This is a genomic window from Polyangium jinanense, assembly GCF_028435265.1.
Classification (GTDB): domain Bacteria; phylum Myxococcota_A; class Polyangia; order Polyangiales; family Polyangiaceae; genus Polyangium; species Polyangium jinanense.
The window spans coordinates 1-26116 of record NZ_JAGTJK010000091.1 but is presented as its reverse complement, the minus strand read 5'-3'; the positions used below and the strand labels follow the sequence as shown (position 1 = coordinate 26116).

Here is a 26116-nt window from a genome sequence, read left to right as displayed (position 1 = left end):
GGGCGGACAGCCCCCTGCTGGGGTGCGGGGCAAAGCCCCGCGGCGTTACGCTCGAATCTCCGATCCGGGCACCCACCACGCGTGATACCCGGTCGGTACGCGTTGCGGGAGTTTTACCCGCGCGAGAGGCGCCCTCGTGACGTCCTTCGCGTCGAGTACATACGCCTCGCTCTCGCCACTCGCCTCGTCGACGACGAACGTCACGAGATAACCGTCGTCCTCGCCGACCGAGCCCACGCGCGGCGCGAACACGACCTCGCTGCCGAAGCGGCCCGCCGGATACGAATGCGCGGCGCTCGTCCCCGCCTCGTAATCGTACTTGACCACGCCGTCGAAGAGCAGCGTCGGCGAAGACGCGTGGAGCCGCGGGTTGTAGCTATATCGCGTCTTCCGGCCGAGCGCGCGGTTATCCATCCGCGGGAACTCGGTGAGCACGTCGTCGAGGCGCGACTCCTTCACGCCCCCCGTCTTCGTATCGAGCTCCCATCGATACAGGTTCGGCTCGAGCCGCAAGAACCCGATCGTCGGCACCTCGCGCGCGGGATTTTGCGGATCCCCGACGACGGGCGCGTCGATCTTGCACCCGACGAGCACGATCCGATCTCCCTCCTCCCATGCATTGATGGTGTGGTACATGTAAAACGGCTCGGTCTCGAACCAGCGAATCTGCGACCCCGGCGCATGGCGCGGGAGCAAGCCGATCCGCGCCGGTTTGTCACGAAAATATTTGACCTTCGTCTTGCCGACGGCGAGGAGCGCCGGGTCCCATTGCATCGACATGTCGAAGAAGAGGGTGAAACGCTCGGTGATCGCGAGATCGTGCTGGAGGCGCGGGCCGGGCAGATCGATCTCAGTCCTGTGCACGAGCGCGCCCGAGGGCGAGACGACGGCGTACGTGAGGTACGGCGGGTACGGCTTGTAATCGAACAGCATCATCTCGCCCGTGACCGCGTCGACCTTCGGGTGCGCCGAGATCGTCGGCATCCTGTCGCCCCACGTCTCGGTGCCGCAGGTCTCGAGCGAAAGCGGATTCACGACATAGGCCGCGCCTCCAAGCCACCAGAGCGAATACAGCCGGCCCCCGTGAAACACGAGGTCGGTGTTCGAGGTGTCCTTGAAGGGCCCGCGTGGATTCGTGAAATCGGGCCGCTCGGTGACGCCCGTCCAGAGCGACGCGCCCGCCTTCTCTTCTTCGAGGAACGCCCATGTGCGCACCCAGCGGTTCGCATACCTCGCGCGCCCATCCTCGAACTGGAGCGCGTGGATCATGCCGTCGCCGTCGAACCAGTGATAACGCCCCTTCTGCCGGAATCGCGGGTTCGAGCCGTTGCGCACGAACACGCCCGCGAGGTCTTTCGGAATCTCGCCGATCACGGGCAGATCGTGCGTCGTGATCTCGCGATCGATGGGCGCATAGTTGCCCGAAAGATAAGGCGGCGCGGGGCTCTCGGCGCTCGAAGTCATGGACATCGTCATGGCTCTCTCCGGCGTGGACGGGGCGGCTCGCGCGCCCCCCGTGCGCGAGCCCGGGAGGATAAGGAACCACGTTTCGGTGCGCAAGGGCCGATGTCCCAGGGAAACGAGCTCTCGCAAGGGACGTGGCGGCGGCCCGCGCACGTGCTAGCCGAAAGCATCCCGTGGCCAAGCCTTCTCCCACTCCCGTCCTCGAAAGCCGCACCGCGCACATCCCCGTCGGCCCCCGGCTCGAAGCCGTGCTCGAGCTCGCCTATCGAGCGCGCCGCCCCGTGCTGCTCGAAGGGCCGACCGGCATCGGCAAGAGCGACATCGTCAAGAAGCTCGCCGATCGCCTCGGTATCGCCCACGTGGTGCTCGACCTGTCACTGCTCGAGCCGCCGGACCTCGTGGGCCTGCCCGTCATTCAGGACGGCCGCACGCGTTACGCCGTGCCCGACATCCTGCCGCAAGACGGCGCAGGCATCCTGATGCTCGAGGAGCTGAACCGCGCCGAGCGTTACATCCAGCAGCCGGCGCTGCAGCTCCTCAGCGCGCGGCGCCTGCACGGATACGAGCTGCCTCCGGGCTGGGCCTGCTTCGCCGCCGTCAACCCCGAAAGCGAAGGCTATCACGTGACGCCGCTCGACAAGGCGCTCCGGGCCCGCTTTCTGAGCCTGCCCGTGCGCGCCGATCGCCCGAGCTGGCTCGCGTGGGCGCAGGTGAACGACGTGCACCCCGGCGTCATCGCGATCGCGCAGGCGCACGAGCGCGTGCTCGACGACGTGCCGCCGCGGACCTGGACGTACGTCTCGCACCTGCTCAAGACGCTGCGCCCCGAGGAAATCGAGAACGTGGGCCTCCTGCGCGACGCGCTCTCGGGGTATTTGCCGACGTCGTGGCTCGAGCTCGTCGTTTCGAGCCGCGGCGTGTGGTCGAGCCGCCTGCCCTTCGACGTGCGCGCGCTGCTCGCCGACTACGATCGCCGCGCCGATCTCTCGCGCGCCGTGCGGGGTTTTGCGGAGGCCGGACAAACCGATCGGCTCGACGAGATCACGACGCGCCTCGTGCGCCTGCTCGAAGGGCCCGAAGCCGGCGTGCTCGCCGGCGAGCGTCAAATCACGCTCGCCTCGTTCGAGGCGCTGCTCGCGGATCTGCCCGGCGATCAGCGGGACAAACTCGTGGAGGCGCTCGGGCGAAACCCCACGGCGACCTCGCTCATCGACGTGCGCCCCGAGGAGCTCTGCGAGCGTTACGCGAATAGCCCCGCGCAACGCAAGCTCCAGGGCTGGGCTGCCGATCCTTTGAAGCAGCACCGCGTGGGGCTCTCCGTGACGGCGCTCTCGTCGCACCTCGAACGACAAACCAAGCTCGCGGAGGTCAAGCGCAGCAACGTCGTCCGCGCGAGCCTCGGCGTGCTGCTCGCAGAGCTGCCCGAGCGCTGGGCGCTCGATCTCGTGGCGACGTGCAAACGCCTCGGCATCACCCCCATCCGCCCCGGTTGACGTTCAAACGATGGTGGCTACGCTCGGACGAGCCGAGCTCCGCCCCCAAACCCCCCGTCATGGTCGATCCCGTCCGCGCCTTCCTCGACGATTTCGTACGGACGAGCGATTTCGCGCGGCGATACCCATATTACGCGGCCGTCCTCGCGAAAATGGTGCCCGTCGCCGATCCGTCGGTGAAGCGGATGGCCGTCTCGCTCCACGAAGGTCGGTTTTTCCTGCACGTGAACGTGGACTCGTTCCTGCGCGAGCCGCAATGGCTGCGCGGGGTGCTCCTGCACGAGGTGCATCACGTGGTCCTCGGGCACCTCTCGCACCCCAAATTCGCGGATCCCGCCGAGCCGGAGCTCCTCGATCTCGCGCTCGAAATGAGCGCGAACGAGTTCATCGAGGAGCCGTTGCCCGACCCGATCACGTGGCAAAAATACACGTCGTTCGGCATTCGTGCGGGCCAGAGCAGCCTGGAGCGCTACGAAAAACTGCTCGAAGCGGCGCGGGCTGGTAAATTCACGGCCAAGCACGCGCCGGGCGGCGAGACGGTCGACGAGCACAAGCTGCTCCGGCGCGCGGCAGGCGCGCCCGGCTCGGTGGAACAAGCCCGGATGCTCGTGGCGCGGGCGATGGACACCGCGGGAGACGTGGGGCCGGAGGGGCCGCCCGAGCGCAGGCTGCTCGCGGGAAAGGAGCCGGGGCGGCTGCTCGCGGAGCTCGACGGCGTGCTCGGGCCGCCCGAATGTTACGTCGACTGGAAAACGGCACTGCGCATGTTCACGTCGCGAAGGCGCACGCCCGTGGGCACATTCGCGCGGCCGAGCCGGCGTTTTCCCACGCGAATCGGCGAGGTCCCGGGGCGCGCGTGGTCGCCGCGGGCCATGGCGCGGCCGCGCGTACTCGTGACGATCGATACGTCGATGAGCATGACGGACGCCGAGCTCGCCGAGATCGGAAAACAGCTCGCGCTGCTCGCCGAGGAGGCCCGGATCACGGTGGTCGAATGCGATTGCGAGATCCAGCGCGTCTACCCGTTCACCGGCGTGCTCACCGACGTGCAGGGTCGCGGCGGTACGGATCTCCGAAAGGTTTTCGCCGAGAGTTTTTGGCGCACACACACGCCCGACGGAATCGTGTATTTCACCGACGGCGAAGGCCCGTTCCCCGAGGAGCCGCCGCCCATCCCCACGCTCTGGATCCTCACGAAGCCGCAGAATTTTGCGTGCCCCTGGGGCGAACGCGCAATCCTGGAGCGCCGTCGCGCGCGCTGACAGGGTGCCGACATGGGAGCCTTCGACGAAGTCCTCGCAAGGGTGTCTTGCCCTGCGTGCGTCATGAATGCAAACCGCTGCGCCGGGGCGCTGCCCCGGGCCCCGCGGGGGCTGTTCGCCCCTCGACCCGAACCAGGGCAAGCCCTGGACTCGGGGTGGAAGAACTGCGCGATGCGCAGTTCTTCCAACAGGCCGGTGGCAAGACCATGGAGGTGCGTTGCACGCTGGCGACGGGCACGTTGCCTGTTGAATCGTCAGCGCTGCGGTCTTGATGGGCAGGCTCGTCGTTGGTCTTGACCTGGCCTGTTCGATGAACTGCGCATCGCGCAGTTCATCGACCCCGAGTCCAGCGCTTGCGCTGGTCCGGGTCCAGGGGCGGACAGCCCCGGTGGGGTCTGGGGCAAAGCCCCAGCGCAGCGCCTCCCCATCAGCTCGCCATCAAGACCGCGGCAGCGGCGTCGCTCCGCTGTCCGACCCCTTCGAGGCCGCGCGGTTTTTGTCGACGACCGCGTAAATGATGAGGGCGTTCGCGACGAGCCGGACGAGATACACGTAAGGATAATTGTCCTCGGGCAGCTTCACGATGGCGAGGATCAGCCGGTTCACGGCCATGAGCGTGAACGAGAGCGCGAAGAGCGCGAAGAGCCGATCCCGCGTGCTGCGCCAGAAGCGCAGGAAGAACAGCGCGATCACCGCGAATCCGAGGATCAGAGCTCCGCTGAGCAGATCGTTCATACCCTCACGTCTCACCACACCGGCGCTTCATTCGCGCAGATCGTACACCAAACCATAAAGGAGAAACGTGACGCCCATCAGGGCGGGAATTTGCCTGACCGTGGAGAGATCGTGCTCAGGGATGACGATCAGATCCGCGAACAGAAGCACGTTGTTCAAGGCGAGCCCGGCGAAGCAGAGGCCACTCCACAGCAAGAGGCGCACCTTGCGCGCAGCATACGCACGCAACAGCAGCGTCATCGCGACGAGGCTCGTGAGCGTGCAGAGGATGTACACGACGGCCGGTACCATGCTCCCCCCTCATTTCTTCTTCAGCATGAACGCATCCGAGAACGCGCGAAGGTCGCTCTCGGGACGCCCATAAACGAGATCGATCACGGCGAGCCGTCGCTCCTTGTAGAGCCTCGCCGCGGCGTCAATCAGCGCGGCTATGTCCTCGGATTCGGGGCCGTGTTGGTACACGGGCCCGCGCTCGGTGTGTCGGACCTTGATGAACTGCTGGTCCGCGAGGTGCTCGAGGCGACGGCCGATCGACATCAAGCTCGATCCGAGCTCACGGCTCACCTCGTCGGCGCGCCATTCCCGCGGCGCGCTGTTACGCAAGAGGCAGATCACCTCGAGCTGCTCGAGGGAGGAGACGTGCTCCTGGATGAATCGCACGAGCTCGACCGGAATGGGCCCCGAGAAAAACTTGACGCCTCCGTCCGGTTTCGAGCCCCGATCGTGCTGGTCTCCCCCCATTGCAATCGTCCAGGATCGCCGTCAGGGGACCTCGCGGAGGGCCACGGCCTCCGCAGGTTCGACGCGCGAGCACGGCGCACCCACGAGCCCCGCAATGGCGCGGACGAGCTCGGCAGGATCGATGGGTTTGGCGGCGTGGCGCTGGAAGCCCGCCGCGAGCGCGCGGGCCTGATCTTCCGCGCGCGCGTGCGCCGTGAGGGCCAGCGCAGGCACCGCGCCCCCGCGCTCGGGCGCGCGGCGTCGAACGAAATCGATGAAGTCGTAGCCATCCTCGCCCGGCATCGCGATGTCACTGACGAGCACGTGCGGGCGCGCGGCGTCGAGCTCGGCGATCGCCTCGCGCACCGTGGCCGCGATGCGGACGTCGGCGCGATGCGCGGCGAGGACCTGGCGCAAGATCTCGCGCGTGTCCTGATCGTCGTCGACAACGAGAACCCGCAGGCCGCTGAGATCGGGCAGCGGGAGGCGCGCTTTGCCGTAGGGCGGAGGCGTCGGGCCGTCGCCCTCGCGGGGCAGGAACGCCGAGGGCAGGCGCACGGTGAACGTCGAGCCCTGGCGCGGCCCTTCGCTGTGCGCGGCGACCGTGCCGCCGTGCGAGACCACGATGTGCCGCACGACCGCGAGGCCAATGCCGAGTCCGCCGTGCATGCGGCGGCTGGAGCTGTCGCCCTGGCGAAACCGATCGAAGACGTAGGGCAGAAAATCGGGGCGGATGCCCTCGCCGTTGTCCGCGACGGCGAGCTCGAGCTCGTCGCCCACGCGGCGCAAGCGCACCTCGATGCGGCCGCCGCGCGGGGTGAATTTGATGGCGTTCGAGAGCAGGTTCGTCGCGACCTGCCGCAGCCGCTCTGGATCACCCTCGACCGAATCCCTGCCCGCCGAGCAGACCACCACGAGCGTGATGTCCTTGGCCTGCGCGGCGGGGCGGAGCGCGTCGACGGAAGCCTCGACAAGCGACCCGAGGCGCACCTGCCGTTGCTCCATGCTCATCTTGCCGGTGACGATGCGCGAGACGTCGAGCAGGTCCTCGATGAGCTTGTTCTGCGCGCCGGCGTTGCGATCGATCACTTCGAGCCCGCGCGCGAGCTTGGCCGCGTCGGGCTGCGTCTCGCGCAGGATCCGTGTCCAGCCGATGATGGCCGTGAGCGGCGTGCGGAGCTCGTGCGAGAGCGTCGCGAGGAACTCGTCCTTGAGCCGGCTCACCTCGCGCTCCTCGGCGTGGAGCAGGTTCTGCAGCGCGACCGAGGCGAGCTGCGCGGAGAGCAGGAGCAGCGACTCGTCGTCCTCGCTGAAGCCGTCGGCCTCGCCGTTCGTGACCTCGATCCACCCGACGCACGTGCCGTCCGCGCCGACGAGCGGCACGGCCATGAGCGGGCCGGGTTCGTCCGCGTTCACCGGCTCCCGTTGCGCGCGCTCCGACGCGGAGAGCGTGACCACGCTCCCCGCGGTGGCGACGCGCGTTAAGATCCAGTCGCTCGCGGGATCCGCCGGGACCGTCCGCGGCGCGGCGAGCCCGCCCGCCGAGCACGCGGCGGTGCCGTGCTTCGAACCGCTCACGAGCGCGACGAACGACGACCTCGCCCCGAGCGCGGCGCATGTGCCCGAGGCGATGGCGTCGAGCATCGCCTCGACCGATCGCGCTGCGTTGATCGAGAGCGACGCTCGCGCCAGCGCCGCGAGCTGACCGGCTTTCCTGGCGATCGCCTGCGCCGCGAGGTTCGCCTCTTCCGTCTTGCGGTAGAGCTCGACGAAGACGGAGACCTTCGCGCGCAGGATGTCCGGATCGACGGGCACCAGCATGTAGTCGACGGCGCCGAGCGCGTAGCCCTGCTCCGCCTGGATCGCGTCGCCGAACGCGGTGAGGAAGATGATCGGCGTCTGCCGCGAGCGCTTGCGCTGTCGGATGAGGCGCGCCGTCTCGAAGCCGTCCATGATCGGCATGTCGACGTCGAGCAGGATGACCGCGAAGTCCTCCTGCAGGAGGAACCGAAGCGCGTCCCGCCCGCTCTGCGCGAGGACGACCCGCTCCCCGAGCTCGGAGAGCATGGTCTCGACCGCAAGGAGCCTGTCCCTGCGATCGTCCACGACGAGAATTCCGACCTTGTCGCGAGCGTGCTTCATGCCGCTCTCCCCTCTTGGTGGATGGCCCCCGCTCACCTGTGCAGCCAGAACCGCAGCCGCGCGAAGAGCTGCTCGGGATCCACGGGCTTCGCGATGTAGTCGGTCGCCCCGGCCTCGAAGCACTTCTCGCGATCACCCTTCATGGCCTTCGCAGTCACGGCGACGATTGGGAGCGCGCGCCATTCCTCGCGTGCCCGTATCGTCCGGATCGTATCGTATCCGTCCATCTCGGGCATCATGATGTCCATCAGAACGACGTCGATCTCGGGGCTCTCTTCGAGCACCTTGATCGCGTCCCGCCCCGTCTCCGCCGCCTGCGTGATCATCCCCTGCTCTTCGAGGATGGTCGTCATGGCGAAGATGTTACGGATGTCGTCGTCGACGATGAGCACGCGCTTGCCGGCGAGAACTTGCTGCGAGCTGTGAAGCCGCTCGAGCGCCTGCCGCTGCGCGGGCGTGAGCCTGTCGATGGGCAGGTGCAGGAAGAGCGCGACCTCGTCGATGAGGCGCTCCTCCGAGCGGCTGTGCTTGAGCACCCCGACGTGCCCGAGCCGCTCGATGCGCTCCTCGTCGGCCGGTGACATGCCGCCCGGCACGTGCACGATGAAGGGCACGTTCGCGAGCGCCGTGATGCTCGAAGCGCGCCGCACGAGGTCGAGCCCGTGCCCGTCGGGCAGGTCGACGGCCGTGACGACCGCGTCCGGCCGGTCCACGGTGAGCGTCTCGATGGCCTCGTCGAGCGAGCCCGCAACACGGACCTCGACGTTGTCGTGCTTGAGCAGGTTGATCTTGGCCGTGCGCTCCGGACCCTCGGGCTCGACGACGAGGAGCGTACGCCGCGGCGCGTCGAGGAACTCGATGAGCCGCTCGATCGCGTGGGAGAGCGCGTCCCGCGTGCGGACGGGCTTCGGGAGCACGTCCCGCGCGCCCATCCGCAGCGCGCGCTCGCACTCGTCGACGTCCGTCGTGATCACCTGCACCGGCACGTGCCGCATGCCGAGGTCGTGCTTGAGCCGATCGAGGACGCGCAGGCCGTCGATGTCGGGCAGGTGCAGATCGAGCGAGACCGCCGAGGGCTTGAGCTCGCGCGCCATGGAGAGCGCGTCCGCCCCGCGATGCGCGACCACGGCCTTGAGCCCGCGCTCGCGCGCGACCTCCACGATGAGCCGCGCGAACGCGAGATCGTTCTCCACGACGAGCAGCGATCGCTCGCCCGGCCGGATGATCGTGCGATCGTCCTCGATCGACACGGGCAGGAGCGGCGGGGCGTCGATGATCAAGGGCTCGGGCACCTCGTAGGCCGCGATCGCGCTCGAGGACTCGAGCATCGCGGTCGGGCGCGCGCGGGACACGCGCTGCGGCGCCGCGTACACGTGCGGCACGTAAAGCGTGAAGGTGCTCCCGCGCCCCGGCTGGCTCGACAGGCGCAGCTCGCCGCCGAGCAGGTTCGCGATGCCGCGGCTGATGGCGAGGCCGAGACCCGTGCCGCCGTACTTGCGGCTCGTCGAGCCGTCCGCCTGCTGGAAGGCCTCGAAGATGATCTGCTGCTTGTCGGGGGAGATGCCGATGCCGGTGTCGTGCACGCTGAACGCAATCGCCCAGCCCGCGCGGCCGATGTGTTCGTTCTCCGGGCTGTAGCCGTCCGATACGGTGCGAACCTCGAGGCGCACCTTGCCGCGCTCGGTGAACTTGAAGGCGTTCGAGAGCAGGTTCTTGAGCACCTGCTGCAGGCGCTTGGCGTCGGTGTGGATCGAGCGCGGCAGCATGGGCGCGAAGTCGAGCTCGAACTCGAGCTTCTTCGCGTCCGCGACGTGCCGGAACGTGCGCTCCACGTAGTCGGCGAGGTCGCGGAACCAGACCTCCCCGACGTCGACGACCACGGTGCCCGACTCGATCTTCGACAGATCGAGGATGTCGTTGATGAGGCCGAGAAGCTCGTTGCCGGATGAGTGGATCGTCTTGGCGAAATCGACCTGCTTGGGAAAGAGGTTGCCGTCCGTGTTCTTCGAGAGCTGCTCGGACAGGATCAGGAGGCTGTTCAGCGGCGTCCGGAGCTCGTGCGACATGTTCGCGAGGAACTCGGACTTGTACTTCGAGGTCAGCGCGAGCTGCTTGGCCTTCTCTTCGAGGGCCTGACGGGCTTGCTCGACCTCGCGGTTCTTGCGCTCGACCTCCACGTTCTGCTGGGCGAGCAGGCGCGCCTTCTCGCCGAGCTCCGCGTTCGTCTGGCGCAGCTCCTCCTGCTGGCTCTGCAGCTCCCGCGCGAGGGACTGCGACTGCTTCAGCAGATCCTCGGTGCGCATGTTCGCCTCGATCGTGTTGAGCACGATGCCGATCGACTCCGTGAGCTGATCGAGGAACGCGAGGTGCGTGGGGCTGTACCGCTCGAACGAGGCGAGCTCCAGGATGGCCTTGACCTGGCCCTCGAAGAGCACGGGCAGGACCACGATGTTCACGGGCGCGGCCTCGCCGAGGCCGCTCGTGATCGTGATGTAGTCGGGCGGCGCGTTGACGAGCAGGATGCGCTCCTTCTCGAGCGCGCACTGGCCGACGAGCCCCTCGCCGAGGCGGAACTGGTTGTCCGAGTGCTTCCTCTGCTTGTACGCGTAGCTCGCGAGGAGCTTCAGGATCGGCTCCTCCTTCGAGACGTCCATCGTGTAGAAGACGCCCTGCTGCGCGGAGACGACGGGCGCGAGCTCCGAGAGGATCAGCCGGCCGACGGTGAGCAGGTCCTTCTGGCCCTGGAGCATGCGCGAGAACTTGGCGAGGTTCGTCTTCAGCCAGTCCTGCTCGCTGTTCTTCAGCGTGGTGTCGCGCAGGTTCCGGATCATCTCGTTGATCGTGTCCTTCAGGGCGGCGAGCTCGCCCTGGGCCTCGACCTTGATGCTCCGCGTGAGATCACCCTTCGTGACGGCGGTCGCGACCTCGGCGATCGCGCGGACCTGGGTGGTCAGGTTCGCGGCGAGCTGGTTGACGTTGACCGTCAGATCACGCCACGTCCCCGAGGCGCCCGGCACGCTCGCTTGGCCGCCGAGTTTGCCCTCGACACCGACCTCGCGCGCGACGGTCGTCACCTGATCGGCGAACGTCGCGAGCGTGTCGATCATGCCGTTGATGGTGTCCGCGAGCTCGGCGATCTCGCCCTTCGCGTCGACGGAGAGCTTTCGCTTGAGATCACCGTTCGCGACGGCGGTCACGACCTTCGCGATGCCGCGGACCTGGTTCGTCAGGTTGCCGGCCATCGAGTTGACGTTGTCGGTGAGGTCCTTCCACGTGCCGGCGACGCCCTTCACCTCGGCCTGACCGCCGAGCTTGCCTTCCGTGCCGACCTCGCGCGCCACACGCGTCACTTCGGAGGCGAACGAATTCAGCTGATCGACCATCGTGTTGATGGTGTTCTTCAGCTCCAGGATCTCGCCCTTCACGTCGACGGTGATCTTCTTGGAGAGATCGCCATTGGCGACCGCCGTCGTCACGGCCGCGATGTTGCGGACCTGCGCCGTCAGATTCCCGGCCATCGAGTTCACGGAGTCCGTGAGATCCTTCCACGTACCCGCGACGCCCTTCACGTCCGCCTGACCGCCGAGTTTGCCCTCCGTGCCGACCTCGCGCGCCACACGCGTCACTTCGGACGCGAACGATCGGAGCTGATCGACCATCGTGTTGATGGTGTTCTTCAGCTCCAGGATCTCGCCGCGCACGTCGACGGTGATCTTCTTCGACAGATCACCATTCGCGACAGCCGTCGTCACGGCCGCGATGTTGCGGACCTGCGCCGTCAGGTTCCCGGCCATCGAATTCACGGAGTCCGTGAGGTCCTTCCACGTACCCGCGACGCCCTTCACCTCGGCCTGACCGCCGAGCTTGCCTTCCGTGCCGACCTCGCGCGCCACGCGTGTCACTTCGGAGGCGAAACCCGAAAGCTGATCGACCATCGTGTTGATGGTGTTCTTCAACTCCAGGATCTCGCCCTTCACGTCGACCGTGATCTTCTTCGACAGATCACCATTCGCGACCGCCGTCGTCACGGCCGCGATGTTGCGGACCTGCGCCGTCAGGTTCCCGGCCATCGAATTCACGGAGTCCGTGAGATCCTTCCACGTACCCGCGACGCCCTTCACGTCCGCCTGACCGCCGAGTTTGCCCTCCGTGCCGACCTCGCGCGCCACGCGCGTCACTTCGGACGCGAACGAATTGAGCTGATCGACCATCGTGTTGATGGTGTTCTTCAGCTCGAGAATCTCGCCCTTCACGTCGACGGTGATCTTCTTCGAGAGATCACCATTCGCGACGGCCGTCGTCACGGCCGCGATGTTGCGGACCTGCGCCGTCAGGTTCCCGGCCATCGAATTCACGGAGTCTGTGAGGTCCTTCCACGTACCCGCGACGCCCTTCACGTCCGCCTGACCGCCGAGCTTGCCTTCCGTGCCGACCTCGCGCGCCACGCGCGTCACTTCGGCCGCGAACGAGCTCAGCTGATCGACCATCGTATTCGTGACGTTCTTGATCTGAAGGATCTCGCCACGCGCATCGACAGTGATCTTCTGGGTCAAATCGCCGTTCGCAATGGCCGTCGCGACCTTCGACACGTCGCGGAGCTGCACCGTGAGGTTACCGGCCATCGAATTGACGGAGTCCGTGAGGTCTTTCCACGTCCCCGCGACACCCTTCACGTCTGCCTGACCGCCGAGCTTGCCTTCCGTGCCGACCTCGCGCGCCACGCGCGTCACTTCGGCCGCGAAGGAGCTCAGCTGATCCACCATCGTGTTGATGACGTTCTTGATCTGGAGGATCTCGCCGCGCGCATCGACGGTGATCTTCTGGGTCAAATCGCCGTTCGCAATGGCCGTCGCGACCTTCGACACGTCGCGGAGCTGGACCGTGAGGTTACCGGCCATCGAATTGACGTTGTCGGTGAGGTCCTTCCACGTACCGGCGACACCCTTCACCTCGGCCTGGCCGCCGAGCTTGCCTTCCGTGCCGACCTCGCGCGCCACACGCGTCACTTCAGACGCAAACGAGTTCAGCTGATCGACCATCGTGTTGATGGTGTTCTTCAGCTCGAGAATCTCGCCCTTCACGTCGACGGTGATCTTCTTCGAAAGATCACCATTGGCGACGGCCGTCGTGACGGCCGCGATGTTACGCACCTGGCTCGTCAGGTTGCCGGCCATCGAATTGACGGAGTCCGTCAAATCCTTCCACGTGCCGGCGACGCCTTTCACCTCGGCCTGGCCGCCAAGCTTGCCTTCCGTGCCGACCTCGCGCGCCACGCGCGTCACTTCGGACGCGAACGAGTTCAGCTGATCCACCATCGTGTTGATGGTGTTCTTCAGCTCCAGGATCTCGCCGCGCACGTCGACGGTGATCTTCTTCGAAAGGTCGCCATTGGCGACGGCCGTCGTGACGGCCGCGATGTTACGCACCTGGCTCGTCAGGTTGCCGGCCATCGAATTGACGGAGTCCGTCAAATCCTTCCACGTGCCGGCGACGCCCTTCACGTCCGCCTGACCGCCGAGCTTGCCTTCGGTACCGACTTCGCGCGCCACGCGCGTCACTTCGGACGCGAACGATCGGAGCTGATCGACCATCGTGTTGATGGTGTTCTTCAGCTCCAGGATCTCGCCGCGCACGTCGACGGTGATCTTCTTCGAAAGGTCGCCGTTGGCGACGGCCGTGGTCACGGCCGCGATATTGCGGACCTGGGCCGTCAGATTGCCGGCCATGAAGTTCACGGAATCGGTCAGGTCCTTCCAGGTGCCGGCGACGCCTTGCACCTCCGCCTGACCGCCGAGCTTGCCTTCGGTGCCGACTTCGCGCGCCACGCGCGTCACTTCGGACGCGAACGAGCCGAGCTGATCGACCATCGTGTTCACCGTCTTCGCGGTGCGGAGGAACTCGCCTTCGAGCGGACGACCATCGACTTCGAGCGCCATGGCCTGCGAGAGATCGCCCTTGGCCACGGCGCCGATGACGCGCGCCATCTCGCTCGTCGGATGCACGAGATCGCTGATCAGCGCGTTGACGCTGCCGACCTTCTGCGCCCACGCGCCGAGCAGCCCCGCGACCGCGGCGCGATCGCCGATGCGGCCCTCCTTGCCGACGACGCGGCTCACGCGCTCGAGCTCCGTCGCCACCCGGCTGTTCAACTCGACGACGTCGTTGAAGGTATCTGCGATTTTTCCATCGAGGCCCTCCCAATCGATGGGCAGGCGCACGGAGAAATTGCCCTTTTTGAGCGCCGTGAGCGCCTCGAGCATCAACCGGCGATCGAGGGAGCCGCCGGTCGGCGAGGTGTCGCGTGGTTGTCGCTCGGCGGCATTGGCGCCCCGCGTCTTCTTCACCTCGGCGGAAGCGGCCTTCGACTTGGCCCCCACGGGTTTCGAGCCGGCTACCCTCTTTTCACGAGCGCTCGACGTCCGCGCACTACGGGTCGCTCCATCCAAAGCACGTTTGGGCATGGTACCCCCTGGGACGACGACGCGCCGCCCGCAACAATGCGCATCCTACCGAGGGAGACCCTTGGCGGAATCCGGGGCTCACCGGTTCCGGCGTAGGGCACACCCTTATGCCCCAGTGGAATTCGTGCTTATGGATCGTGTGCGCCCAAACGGCTCAAGAAAAACCGTTCGAGGTCCAATTGTCGGTCCGGACAACCAGACTGTGATTTGCCGCTAGGACGCAAAATTGCGAATGTCGTCGAACGTGCGAATACGCACCCCGGCCGTGTCATCGGATACCAAGCCGCCCACCATGGCCGCCGCGACGTCACGCGCCTCAATGGCGCGATAAACGCGCAACGGGCCGATCATCGCTCCACTCACGATGCGCAGGATGGGGGCGGCGAGCGCCTCGCCCGTTCTGTGCTCGGTGCGATCACCGAGCAGCATGCTCGGACGCAGGATATCGACGCATTCGTAACCGAGCTCGCTGATATCGCGCTCCGCCTCACCTTTGACACGCAGATAAAAATTCATCGATGTGCGATCTGCCCCGATACTGGATACGAGCGAAAGCCTGCGGGCCCCCGCACGTTTACCGAGCTTCGCGACCGAGACCACATAATCGTGATCGACCTTGTAAAATGCCGGTCGTGATCCCGCCGCCTTGATGGTCGTGCCGAGGGCGATGAAGACGTCGTCGACGGCGGGCAAGGCCGGAAGATCGTCCAGCGCGTCGAAATCGGCGCGGAGCTCCTGCAGTTTGTCGTGGTTCATTCCCGTCGATCGGCGCACGAGCACGACGACACGCGCGTACGCCGGGTGCTCGAGCAGACGCGCGAGGCAGTCCCGGCCAACGAGGCCCGTCGCGCCCGCGAGGAGCGCGGTTCGCCCTTCCAAACTCATTCCGGCTTTCCTTTCCCTTTGCGAAGAAAAAACAGGGCGTAGCACGCGAGGACCACGGAGGCGATCACCACGACGACGCCCTTCGTGCCGAAACCCGTGCTCGGCGCCGGCGGCGGGCTCGTCGCGGCGGGCGCCGCCGGAGGCGCGGAGGCGCGGGCATCGAGGAGGTTCTGCTCGGTCGTGGCCACGCGCCGGGTCTCGGGATCGGGATGCGATTTCGCCACGCGGGCGAGGATCTCCCGCGCGGACGGCGAACTGATGCGGCGCAGGCTTCCGAGCGCGGCGAAGCGCAGCTCGTCCGGCTCCCGATCGACGGCGCGCCCGAGCGGCTCGACGGCGGCCTCGTTCCGCTCGACGCCAAGGGCCCGCGCCGCCGCGATCGCCGCGTCGCGATCGCCCTTCTCGAGGATCGAAGCGAGCTCGGCCGTGACGGCCGGAACGAAGGCACGCGCCCCCGCCGCGCGGATGACCTGCACGCGATCGTTCGGAGGCGCCGAGCGGAGGAGCGGGATCCAGCTCGGCCCGACGGGGACGAGCTTGCGGCGTTCGAGCTCCATGAGCAGGCCGACGCGCAAGGTGGCGGGCCGCGCGGCGTCGTCGAGGAGCGTGGTCAGCGCGGGGACGTCGGCGTCGCCGATCAGGGGCGTGGTGCCGGCGAGCGTGAGATCCCGCAGCGCGAAGGTCGCGATCCGGGGCTCCTTCGAGCCGAGCATGGTGGCGGTGACGCGCCCGAGCGCGGCTGGATCGCCGCTGCGCGCGCCCTTGCCGAGCGCGGCATACGCGCGCGTGGCGTCGATCCACGTCGCGCGCGTCGCGGGCACGAGCACGATACGATCGGCGATGGCCTCGACGGATTCATACGGCACGGCCGCGGCGTCCTTCGCGTCAGGGCGCCTGCGTTCGAGGAAAAGAAGGATCTCCTCGCCGGGGACGTAACTCTCGTCGGCGTGACGGTGCGGCACGAAGCGGATCGGGCCGACCATCGCGTCGCCCTCTCGAAAAAGCTCGAGAATCCGGGCCTCGACGGGCGAGAGCGGACCGGCGCCGCGGGGCTCGGGGCCGACGCGCTCGATCCGCGCGGCCGCGATGACGTCGGCGGCGCTCGCCATCTGGTGCAACGTGAGTCCGCCGGGAATCGTATGGGCCTCGGCAAAGGTCGGCGCGAGCGCCGCGAGCGCCAAAGCTGTGGCGGAGACGAAAAGCGACGCGCGGACGCGGTGCACGGCGCGGATGCTACTCGAAATCGGCTTCGGGTGGCGGCGGCGCGCCTTAGCAGGATCGGGGCCCGGAGCAAGCGACGGAGCCTTGCTCGGACCTCGGAAACACGTCAGGATCGGGCCTCAACGTCGGGGGCGAATGGCCCGGGGTGGGGAACTCGGGAGAAAAACCATGAACGATCCGCAGGACCCGCAAGAGATCGTCGATCAGCTCGAAGAGCGGCTCGATCTCCCGGTCCATCCCACCTACCCGCTCCGGGACCGGGAAATCGTGGGCATCTGGCGCAAGCGGAGCGTCGAGGCGCTCCGCGCGCTCGGGAGCCGCGGCTTCTTCGAGCGCAAGGACGCATTCGGAAAACCGCTGCACGAGAGCCTCTGGACCGTGGCCGACGCGCCGATGGTGGCCTCGTTCGAGGATGCGCCGGGACGAACCATCCTGCTCGGCGAGCTCATCCGGAACATCGTTCATCCGGGCCGCATCACGCAGGGCCTCAAGGGCACGTGCGCCGCGACGTGCGTGGAGATCTACGTAGCCGAGCGGGATCCGGCGGAGTACGCGCGGATCGTCGCGGGTCTCGTGAGCCCCGCGGGGCGGGTTTTGCTGCGGAGCGGCGGGGAGCTCGTGCGCGACGAGGACGTGCTCGAGCCGGACGAACAGGAGTTCCGCAGGAGCCCGGTGAGCCGGATCTTCCAGGTTGCCTGCATGGAGTTCGCCTACCCCGAGCTCGACTACCGCAACGCGGCGGACGGGCAGTTCGAGGGCGTGAAGAACACCGGCACGGGGCTGAGCCTCGGCGCGTTCGATCGGCTGCTCGTGGGGATCACCGGGCACCGCTGGGAGACGCTCTCCGACGGGCACGCGCGTTTCGCAGCGCTCTTCAAGCGGTTCGGCCTGGATACGAGCGGCGTGGCCGACCTGCACCGCGACGCGCTTTCGATCATCGAGCGCGTGACGAGCGCAGGGGAGGCAGTCTTCGCCACGCTGGAGCTACCCAAGGTGCGGAGCCCCGTGCGGCGAGCCGCGGGCAACGTCGATCACGCGGCGCACAAGATCCGGGTGCTCAAGCTCGATCGTCCGAATGGAACCGTCGTGTACGACGATCCGATGGACCCCCAACAAAGCTGGTTCGAGGGGATCCGGACGAACATCGTGGACCGGTACGGCCGCTGTACGATGCCGATCGCGGATTTCGAGAAGCTGCTCGTGGAGCTGAGTTATCCGCCCGAGCTCTGGCCCGGGCCGGAGCAGGCGCGGCCTGCCCCGACCGAGACGCAACCGGAATCGCGTTAACGCGGAGGCGGAGGCGGGGGCGCCTCGGCGTGTCGCGCAGCATCCACGCAAATCTTCGCGACGTGATGCTCGAAGTGCTGCCTTCGTTGCCCGCTGTGACAACGCAGGCTCGCGAAGCCGGCGGCATATCCGCCGATGGTCCCCAGGGTCAATAGCACGATCGCAAGTCTCCGCTTCATGGTCTCACCTCTCGTCTGAACACGCTCCGCGCCTCAAATCTCCACGCCCCGCCCACCAAAACCGCCCCAGAACCCCGGGGCCTGCTCGATGAAATCGGAAAGGCGCGCCCGCTGCCGCTCGTCGAGCACCTCGTGCACCTTCGCCAGCGAGCCCACCAGCGCCTTGCGCATCGCCTCGAGCGCCGCGTCGTGCCGCGCGAAAAGCTCGCCCATCACGGTCTCGTCGAAGCTCGGGCTGCGCATCGCCTTCGCCAGATCCTCGCGGCTCTTGCGCAGCTCGCCGCGGTGCTTCGCCGCCGCGTCGCGCATCTCCTCGAACGCCGCCACGATGGCCTTCTCCTGCCCCGGCGTCGTGTCGAGCGCCTCGAACAGTCGCCGCAGGACGAAGTGCGGCACGCCGTACCCGCCGGGCCGGAAGCCCGCCCGCCCGTGCGTCCGGAAGGGCCCGCCGTGCTCGCGGTCGTACCCCCCCTCCCAGCCGCCGTGGCCGTACCCACCCCCACCCCAGCCGCCGCCGCCGTACCCGTTGCAAGCGCCGCCGTAGCCGAAGCTCCGGTAGCCGTAGCCGCGGTGACAACCGCCATGGCGCAAAACCTTGATGAGGCCGATGAGGCAAGCGGTGCCGATCAGAAATCCGAACATGTTCCCTCTCTTCCGCGGCTCGTCGCGCGCCGCGTCGTTCACGCAGAGGAACATCACTCGCTCGTGTGAAGCGCGCGCCCCGCTCGATGTGAAGAAGCGCAAAGGCGCGCCGAGGCCCAGAAGACTGGCCGGATCCGACCGGCCGCGGGTATAGTCCTTTCGATGCAGCGGTGGTTCTTCGGGCTCGTTTTCCTGGTCTTCCCCGGCTGCGCGGCCACCGCGCCCGCGGAAGCAGGCCCGAAGACGAGCGGGCGCGCGCCGATCCTGGTGCAGCCGGTGCAAGCCACGGCCCCCAAACCCGCGCCGAGCCCCGCGCCCGTCGCGACGAACGAGCCCGCCGCGGACCCCGATGCCGATGACGAGGAGGGGCCGGACGACGACGAGGCCGAGGCCGCGGAGGAAGCCGCCGAGGCGGAAGGCCCCGCCCCCACCCCGCCGCCGGCCCCCAAGCTCCCCTCCCCGCTCCTCGCCCTCAGCGTGACCCAGCTCGAAGCACGCTACCGCAGCGATCCGGCCTCCGTGGGCCCGCTCTCGCTCGGCGCGACGAACGCGGGCGCGCTCGTGAACGGCGTGCAGATGCCGAAGAGCGAGAAGTGGCTCGTGGCGGATCCCTCGTGCGCCTGGGGCACGCAGGAGACGGTGGACGCGATCGCGCGCAGCATCGAGAAGGTCGCGGCCGAGCACCCGGGCGCCCCGCCCCTCGCCATCGGGCACATCAGCAGCCGGAAAGGCGGCCACCTCTCGCCGCACCGGAGCCACCAATCGGGCCGCGACGTGGACCTCGGCTACTACCACAACCCCCCGAAGACCCACTTCGTCCGGGCGACCGAGGCAAACCTCGACCTCGAACGCACGCTCGCCCTGGTGAAGACGATCGTGAGCGACACCGACGTGGAGCTCGTGCTCATCGACACGTCCGTGCAACGCCTGCTCGTGGCCCACGCGCTGCGCAAGGGTGAGGACGAGGCCTGGCTGGATCAGGTCTTCCAGGTCCGCGGAAAACACCCCCGGCCCGTGGTGCGTCACGCGCGCGGGCACGGAAACCACCTGCACGTGCGCTTCGTGAGCCCGGTCGCGCAGGAGCTCGGGCGCCGCGCGGGCGCGTTCCTCCGGCGGGAGAAGGTCGCGCCGCCGCACGTGGCCGACTCCGTGGTGATGCACAAGGCCCGGAGCGGCGACACGCTGCAGATCCTGGCCCGCAGGTACGGGACGACCGTCGAGGCGATCCAGGGGGCAAACGGGCTCAAGACCATCGACATCAAGATGGGCCGGACCTACCGGATCCCGGTGCCCAAGCCCCCGGCGCCTTCGAAGGCGCCGGCCGTCTCCAAGCGACGCGTGGCGCCGCCTCCGCGGACCACGGCGCACGGGCGGTAGGGCCATGGAGTACCGGAACAACCTCGACGCGGCGCGGATGCGCATCGAGACGCTCGAAGCGAAGCTCGCCGAGCGTGAGGCCTCGCTCAAGGCGCGGGAGGCGGAGCTCGCCGAGCAGAACGCCGAGATCACACGGCTGCGACAAACCGGCGGAAAACCGGCGGAATCGCGCGGCGTTTGGATCGCGCTCTTCACGTTCACCCACTTCGCCGTCGCGGGCCTCGGCGGCCTGATCTTCCTCGGCGCCTTCGGACGGTCGTCGCCCTCGTACATCAACTGCCCCGAGTGCCCCCCCGCGCCGCCCTCCTTGGCGCTCGTAGACGACCCCGCCGCCCACCCCCCGACCCCGAGCGTCGAGGGCAAGGCCACGGACAGCGATACCGAGGAGAGCGCGGTCACGCAGTCGAACGACCGCATGCGCCCCGAGGTGCGGGCCTGCCAGCTCGAGCAGCTCAAGAAGCACCCCGACGCGTACGGGTTTCTCGCGGTCGTCTTCGAGGTCGAGCCCGAGGGCAAGGTCGGCCGTGTCTCTTTCCAGGGCATGTCGCCCGGCTCGGCCCGCTGGTGGAGCGCGGACTTCGAGACTTGCGTGACCAAGGCCTACCGGAGCCTCGCGTTCCGCCCCTTCGAGGGGACGAAGACCACCGCGAAGCACACGTACTTCCTCTCGACGAACACGAACCTCGGCTTCTGAATCCCGTGCACGCGCGCGCGCGCTGGCAGTATCCTCGCGCCCATCGTGCGTCCTCTCCGCCCCACCTCTTCGGCAAACACGAGCGTCGCGCTCGTCCTCGCCTCGTGCCTCTCGGCTTGCGCGTCCGAGCCGCTGCGCCCCGAGAATCCCTGTCCGCCGCCCGCGAAGAGCACGGCGCCCGTGGCCACGACGCCGCCGAAAGCCGAGAGCACGACACGCACGCTCGAAGTGCGCCTCACGCCGACGCGTGACGGAGGGAGCGAGGTCGTCGCGATCGACGTGTCGATGCGCTTCTCCGTGCCGCCCGTGGATTTCGGCGAGGCGCGGCCGCTCGTGTTCCGGCTCGACGACGCGCGCGTGGAAGACATCGACGAGCTCGCCGCGCGTGATGCGGAAGGCTCGCTCGCGCTCGTGCGGGACGAGGGCGAAGGCAAGGACGTGGCGGGCGCGCCCGTCGCGTGGCGCGCCGAGCGTCGCGCGCGTGGGCCGGTGACCGTGAGTTACACGCGCAAGCTCCTGGCCGGCGGCGCCGCGCAAGCCGCCGCGCCGCTCGCGGCGTCGGCGGGGGGTTTTCTCGGGATCGGGCGCGCGTTCTTGCTCGTCCCGGACACGACCGAGCCGCACGAGATGCGCGTGCGCTGGGACGTCGCGGCGCTCGGGGAAGGCGCGAGCGGCGCGTCGTCGCTCGGCGCGGGGGACGTGGAGGTCAGCGGCTCGCCGACGACGCTCGCCGCGGCGGCATGGGCCGCGGGGCCCTTGCATCGGGTGACGATCGAGCGGCCGGCGACGCGCGAGGGCGAAGGAGCCTCGTTCGCGGTGACGTCGCTCGGGCGCGGCGTGTTCGACGCGCTCGACGCGGGCGCCTGGGCGAGCCGGGCGTGGGTCTCGGTGCGGCCGCTCGCCGACGCGCCGCTCGGCCATTTCGATATTTTCCTGCGATCGAGCGGGGTGACCGGGCGCCGCTTCGACGCCGCCGTCACGGGCCGGAGCGCCATTGCGGTCGGGGACGAGGGGCTCACGTTCGGTTGGCCGGAAAAACGCGTGCTCGGGCGCGCGATGGCACGGGCGAGCCTCGGGTATTCGGTGGTCGCGTGGTTCGACGAGGGGTTCGTCTCGTATTTCGCGGTCGACGCCCTGCGCCGGGCGGAGCTCATTCCGGCGCGGGACGTGCTTGCCGAGGTCGATGCGCGGGCGACGCGGTATTTTTCGTCGGCCGAAAAGCAAGCGGAGGATCGAGGAATGTTGTTCGCCGCCGAGCTCGACGCGCGCATCCGGGCCAAGAGCGGCGGGAAGCGCTCGCTCGCCGATGTGGCGCGCGAGATTGCGCCGAAAGCAGGTGAAGGCGAGGCGCCGGCGAGCGGCCCGCGCCGCGTGCCCGAGAGCACGCTGCGTGAGGCAATCATCAAGGAGCTCGGGGCCGAGGGGAATACGCGCTTCGGCGCGCTCCTCGGCAAAGGTGGCGGCCCCGAGGTGCCCGACGACGCATTCGGCCCGTGCTTCGTGAAGGTAAAGAAAAAGATCCCGCGTTACGAGCTCGGCTTCGATCCGGCATCCGTGAGCGAAAAAAAGGTGCGTGGTCTCTCGCCGAAATCGGCGGCGGCGAAGGCGGGACTCGCGGAGGGGGATCGCATCACGGCGGCGGATCTCGGGGACGGGACCATCGATCGCCCCGTGGAAATCGAGGTCGACCGCGGCGGCAAACTCACGAAGGTGCGGTGGCTGCCGCGGGGCGAGGCCGTCGAGGGATTCTCGTTCGCCTTCGCCCCGAAGGCCCCCGCGAGCTGCGACGCTCCGAAGGGGCGCTGAGGCGGAAGCGGGAGCGGAAGCGGTCAAGTTCGGGGAGCGACCGGTCGAGCGGCAAGCACTCCCCGAGAGCACGACGCGCGTCGATGTCTGCGCTCGTGTACGGGTACACGGAGGACACGCCCCGCGATCCCGTCTGTTTCACGCCCGCGACAGCAGAGCGTTGCTGTAACGACGGCGTGTCAGTGTCACGCGCGCGTGACACCCTCCGTGCAGGTGTCCTGTCTCGATGCCCGGGATTCCGCGGCGCGAATCGGGTGGTACGAGGATTGCTCACGTCAGCATTGGAAATCGAATCGTCATGCGCTTGTTCCATGGCCCCCGATGGTTTTCCCTGGCGGCGACCTTTTGCCTCGGTCTCTTGGCCCCCTCCTCCGCCTCCGCCGCCGGAGACGCGGTCCTCACCGGGACCGTCCGCGACGCGGCGACACGAAAGCCCCTCGCCGACGTCGTCGTCACCGTGACCCTCCCCGCGATGCAGGGCGAGCAGATCGTCGTGACCGACGCGTCCGGCACCTATCGCGTTCCTTGGCTCTCGCCGGGCGAATACACGATCCGGTTCGAAATCGAGGGGCACAGGCCCTCCTCACGCGGCGGGATCACGCTCGGGAAGGGCACCACGTTCCGCGCCAACATCCTGCTCACGGAGTTCTTGCAGAACCCCGAGGAGATCTTGCTCATCGGCCCCATCCCGTCGGTCGACATCTATTCGATGACGACAGGCTTGATCGTCGATTCGCATGTCTCGCATCGCCTCGCGGTGGCGCCGCCGGGAGGTCGAGCCTCGGCCGTGCGATCGTTCGAGAGCCTCGGGGCGCTCGCGCCCGGCGCCCAGCCGACGAGCCTCGGCTTTTCCATCCACGGCTCGTCGGCGCCCGAGAACCGGTTCCAGATCGACGGCGTCTCCGTGGGCAGCGCTTCGGACGGCATCAACGACATGCCGCTCTCGCTCGAGTTCGTCCAGGAGGTCCACGTCGCCACGGCCGGATACATGCCCGAGTTCGGCCGTACCACCGGCGGCGTCTTCAACGTCGTCACGAAGGCGGGTGTCGACAGGTTTCACAATTCGTGGGTGGATCGCAACGAGTTTCGCGGGTCGATCTTCGGCAGCTACACGCCGGGCGCGTTCGAGGGACAACGGAAGCCCGTGCGCGCGGAGGGCACGGTGGTCGCCGTCGATCAGAAGCTCGGCGCGATGCGTGATTTCGGGTTCGAGCTCCGCGGACCCATCAAGGAGGATCGCCTGTGGTTTTACGCGGGATTGAACGTGGCCTTCCAGGACCTCGACATCGTGCGATCGCTCCACCGTCTGCGGTACGAGACGAACCCCGACGGATCCGTGAAGCTCGACGCGAGCGGCCATCCCATCAGCCTCCGCGATGAAGACGGATTTCAGCTCACCGAGCCCATCGCGGGCGGGACGCGTCGCTACATCGCCTCGAAAGAGACGCTGCAATACATCGGCAAGCTCACGTGGTACAGCAGCCCGTCGAATGCGGACCCGTTGCATACGTTGACGCTCTCGGTATTCGGTTCGCCCACGTGGTCCGGGGGGGACGGGCGGATCTCGCTCAATGGGGTCACGGGCACGACCACGACGATCGACACGAGCTCGCTGGAAGGGCAATACGCGGCCTTCGGGCGGCGGGAAGAGCAGATGAGCCACACCGCCTCCCTCAAGCTCTCGTCGGCGTTCCTGCACAAGATGCTCCTCTTCGACGCGACGATCGCATATCATCACGCCTCTTCGAGCCGCCTGCCGGTCGACGGGGCGGGGATCGGCAGTGGCCAGGGGCTCGACGCTGTCCCCGGGATCTCCTGGACGCGTGGGGCGCCGGGGCCGCATACCCTCGCCGATTTCGAGGATCTCCCGGCAGGGAGCGGCTGCGAGCCGAAGGGGTCGACGAACGTCATCCATTGCCCCGTGCGCGCCTACCTGACGGGTGGACCCGGGAACGTGAACGAGTCCATCACGAACCGCTTCCAGGGGAATGCCGTTGTCACGTACCTGTTCCGAGCGCTGGGGCAACACGTCATCAAGGCGGGGTTCGACATCGAGGTGTCGAACAGCCTGTTCGCCCGGGCGAACACGGGGAACGTGTGGTTTTCGGAGACGTGGGATGGCTCGGGGTGGCAAGTCTTTCGCATGGGCAACCTGACGAACCCGGACGACGTCTACGTCCCGAAATTGCAGTCCTCCACGACGCACTCCACCCTCGTCGGCGGGTATGTCCAGGATAGCTTCAACATCCTCGATCGGGTCACGGTGAACGCAGGCTTGCGGTACGACGCGCAGATGATGTCGAGCAGCGAGGGGATGGGCATGGTGCTCCCGAACCAGTGGTCTCCACGCGTCGGAGTCATCTACGACCCGACCCGTTTCGAACGGTCGAAGATCTTCGCGAGCTACGCGCGTCATTACGAGAACGTGCCCCTCGGCCTGGCCGACGCCTTGTTCGTCCGGCGGCCCCTCACCGTGTCGGAAGTGTCGAGCTCCGTGTGCGACCCGAGCGACCCTGCGAAGGTCGCGGCCTGCCTGGACCCGAAGAACAACCTCACGATCGGGCAGCCCTACGCACCGAACCGGCAATGGGGTGTTCATCACGGCGATAGCGCGCTGGTGGATCCGGAGATCGAGGCGCAGTCGATGGACGAGATCTCGGCAGGCGGCGAGTACGAAATCTTCCGCGACGCGCGCGTGGGCGTCAACTACGTGCACCGTTCGATCCACCGCGCCATCGAGACCATGAGCCGGGACGAAGGCACGTCGTTCTTCGTGGGGAACCCCGGCCATGGCGCGGCCGCAGGCTTCCCCGAAGCCCGGCGCGACTACGATGCGGTGACGGTGTTCTTCCTGAAATCGTTCACCCGGCAGTGGCTCGCGCTCGCCAGCTACACGGCGTCGTATCTCCGCGGGAACTACCCCGGGCTCGCCTCGGGGCCCTATCCGTCGCCCCACATGCTCCCCGACTTCGACCTCCTGTCGCTCCAGCCAAACCGTGACGGCCCGCTCCCCGGGGATCGGCGTCATTCAGTCAAGGTCTTCGGCGCCAAAGAGTTCGTCCTCTCGAAGAACCTCTCCATCAACATGGGAGTGGGCTACACGGGCACGTCGGGCGCGCCGCTCGATGTCCTCGGCGCTCACCCCTCCTACGGCCGAGGTGCCGCCTTCATCCTGCCCCGCGGCTCGGGGGGCAACTTGCCCTGGGTCCACAGCGTCGATTCGAACCTCGCCGTCGGCTACAAGGTGGGCAAGGACAGCACGCTCTCCGTGAGCGTGGACGTGTTCAACCTGTTCAACTTCCAAGCCGAGACCAGCCGCGATCAGTCATTCACATACGCGAACGTCCGGCCCATCGAAGGCGGCACGGCCGCAGACCTGCCGAACAAGGGAGAGGCAGCCTGCGCCACCGGCGCAGGTTGTCGCTACAAGCTCGTAAATTTGGAGGACGGCTCGCCCTTCGATCCCGCCGACCAAAACCCCAGGTACGGCAGCCCCACGTCATACCAGACCCCGAGGACAATCCGCATGGGCATGCGGTTGACCTTCTAATCCTGGGAGGCGCTTCGCTGGGGCTTTGCCCCAGGCCCCACCGGGGCTATCCGCCCCTGGACCCGGACCAGCGCAAGCGCTGGACCCGGGGTCGATGAACTGCGCAATGCGCAGTTCATCGAACAGGCCAGGTCAAGACCGCGGCACTGACGATTCAATAGGCAACATGTCCGTCGCCAGCGTGGAACGCACCTCCAT

Annotated in this window: 17 protein-coding genes; 7 read left to right on the top strand and 10 right to left on the bottom strand. The window is 67.8% G+C overall.

Going from position 1 to position 26116, the window contains the following annotated elements:
• Positions 1-45 precede the first annotated feature (45 nt).
• Positions 46-1476 carry a carotenoid oxygenase family protein gene (locus KEG38_RS52305; protein WP_272424017.1) on the bottom strand — a complete coding sequence of 477 codons (1431 nt, stop codon included), beginning with the start codon at positions 1474-1476 and terminating at the stop codon, positions 46-48.
• Between the two features lie 161 nt (positions 1477-1637).
• Between KEG38_RS52305 and KEG38_RS52300 the strand changes: the two genes are divergently transcribed.
• Both KEG38_RS52300 and KEG38_RS52295 read left to right on the top strand, forming a co-directional pair.
• Positions 1638-2957 carry an AAA family ATPase gene (locus tag KEG38_RS52300; RefSeq protein ID WP_272424019.1) on the top strand — a complete coding sequence of 440 codons (1320 nt, stop codon included), beginning with the start codon at positions 1638-1640 and terminating at the stop codon, positions 2955-2957.
• Positions 2958-3016: 59 nt separating this feature from the next.
• Positions 3017-4219 carry a vWA domain-containing protein gene (locus KEG38_RS52295; protein ID WP_272424021.1) on the top strand — a complete coding sequence of 401 codons (1203 nt, stop codon included), beginning with the start codon at positions 3017-3019 and terminating at the stop codon, positions 4217-4219.
• Between the two features lie 438 nt (positions 4220-4657).
• On the opposite strand, the gene KEG38_RS52290 is transcribed toward KEG38_RS52295, so the two are convergent.
• The 7 genes from KEG38_RS52290 to KEG38_RS52260 all read right to left on the bottom strand — a co-directional run bounded on the left by KEG38_RS52290 (position 4658) and on the right by KEG38_RS52260 (position 16385).
• Complete coding sequence (locus tag KEG38_RS52290) at positions 4658-4954, bottom strand: DUF5985 family protein (RefSeq protein ID WP_272428456.1); 297 nt, start codon at positions 4952-4954, stop codon at positions 4658-4660.
• Between the two features lie 27 nt (positions 4955-4981).
• Positions 4982-5245, bottom strand: a complete 264-nt coding sequence (locus KEG38_RS52285; RefSeq protein ID WP_272428454.1) for a DUF5985 family protein — start codon at positions 5243-5245, stop codon at positions 4982-4984.
• A gap of 9 nt (positions 5246-5254) precedes the next feature.
• Positions 5255-5695 (bottom strand): hypothetical protein, encoded by a 441-nt coding sequence (locus KEG38_RS52280; protein ID WP_272428452.1) that lies wholly within the window; start codon positions 5693-5695, stop codon positions 5255-5257.
• A 21-nt stretch (positions 5696-5716) separates the two neighbouring features.
• Positions 5717-7816: a hybrid sensor histidine kinase/response regulator gene (locus KEG38_RS52275; RefSeq protein WP_272428450.1), complete on the bottom strand. Its 2100-nt coding sequence runs from the start codon at positions 7814-7816 to the stop codon at positions 5717-5719.
• Positions 7817-7848: 32 nt separating this feature from the next.
• Positions 7849-14193 (bottom strand): HAMP domain-containing protein, encoded by a 6345-nt coding sequence (locus KEG38_RS52270; RefSeq protein ID WP_308215671.1) that lies wholly within the window; start codon positions 14191-14193, stop codon positions 7849-7851.
• A 297-nt stretch (positions 14194-14490) separates the two neighbouring features.
• Complete coding sequence (locus KEG38_RS52265; RefSeq protein ID WP_272428448.1) at positions 14491-15162, bottom strand: oxidoreductase; 672 nt, start codon at positions 15160-15162, stop codon at positions 14491-14493.
• Positions 15159-16385, bottom strand: a complete 1227-nt coding sequence (locus KEG38_RS52260; RefSeq protein WP_272428447.1) for a HEAT repeat domain-containing protein — start codon at positions 16383-16385, stop codon at positions 15159-15161. Before KEG38_RS52260 ends, KEG38_RS52265 begins: the two co-directional genes overlap by 4 nt.
• A 166-nt stretch (positions 16386-16551) precedes the next feature.
• Here KEG38_RS52260 and KEG38_RS52255 point away from each other — a divergent pair, with 166 nt between their 5' ends.
• On the top strand, positions 16552-17670 hold the full coding sequence (locus tag KEG38_RS52255; RefSeq protein ID WP_272428445.1) for a hypothetical protein: 1119 nt from the start codon (positions 16552-16554) through the stop codon (positions 17668-17670).
• On the opposite strand, the gene KEG38_RS52250 is transcribed toward KEG38_RS52255, so the two are convergent.
• Both KEG38_RS52250 and KEG38_RS52245 read right to left on the bottom strand, forming a co-directional pair.
• A complete protein-coding gene (locus KEG38_RS52250; RefSeq protein WP_272428443.1) occupies positions 17667-17849 on the bottom strand; it encodes a hypothetical protein in 183 nt (60 codons plus the stop codon). The two genes, KEG38_RS52255 and KEG38_RS52250, sit on opposite strands and share 4 nt — an antisense overlap.
• Before the next feature lie 33 nt (positions 17850-17882).
• A complete protein-coding gene (locus KEG38_RS52245; RefSeq protein WP_272428442.1) occupies positions 17883-18491 on the bottom strand; it encodes a Spy/CpxP family protein refolding chaperone in 609 nt (202 codons plus the stop codon).
• Positions 18492-18653: 162 nt separating this feature from the next.
• On the opposite strand from KEG38_RS52245, the gene KEG38_RS52240 reads away from it, so the two are divergent.
• From KEG38_RS52240 to KEG38_RS52225, 4 genes are all read left to right on the top strand, one after another.
• Complete coding sequence (locus KEG38_RS52240) at positions 18654-19868, top strand: LysM peptidoglycan-binding domain-containing protein (protein ID WP_272428441.1); 1215 nt, start codon at positions 18654-18656, stop codon at positions 19866-19868.
• 4 nt (positions 19869-19872) lie between these two features.
• Positions 19873-20562, top strand: a complete 690-nt coding sequence (locus KEG38_RS52235) for a hypothetical protein (protein ID WP_272428440.1) — start codon at positions 19873-19875, stop codon at positions 20560-20562.
• 45 nt (positions 20563-20607) lie between these two features.
• A complete protein-coding gene (locus tag KEG38_RS52230; RefSeq protein ID WP_272428439.1) occupies positions 20608-22368 on the top strand; it encodes a M61 metallopeptidase family protein in 1761 nt (586 codons plus the stop codon).
• A gap of 358 nt (positions 22369-22726) precedes the next feature.
• Positions 22727-25918, top strand: a complete 3192-nt coding sequence (locus KEG38_RS52225) for a TonB-dependent receptor (RefSeq protein ID WP_272428437.1) — start codon at positions 22727-22729, stop codon at positions 25916-25918.
• The last annotated feature ends 198 nt before the right edge of the window (positions 25919-26116 follow it).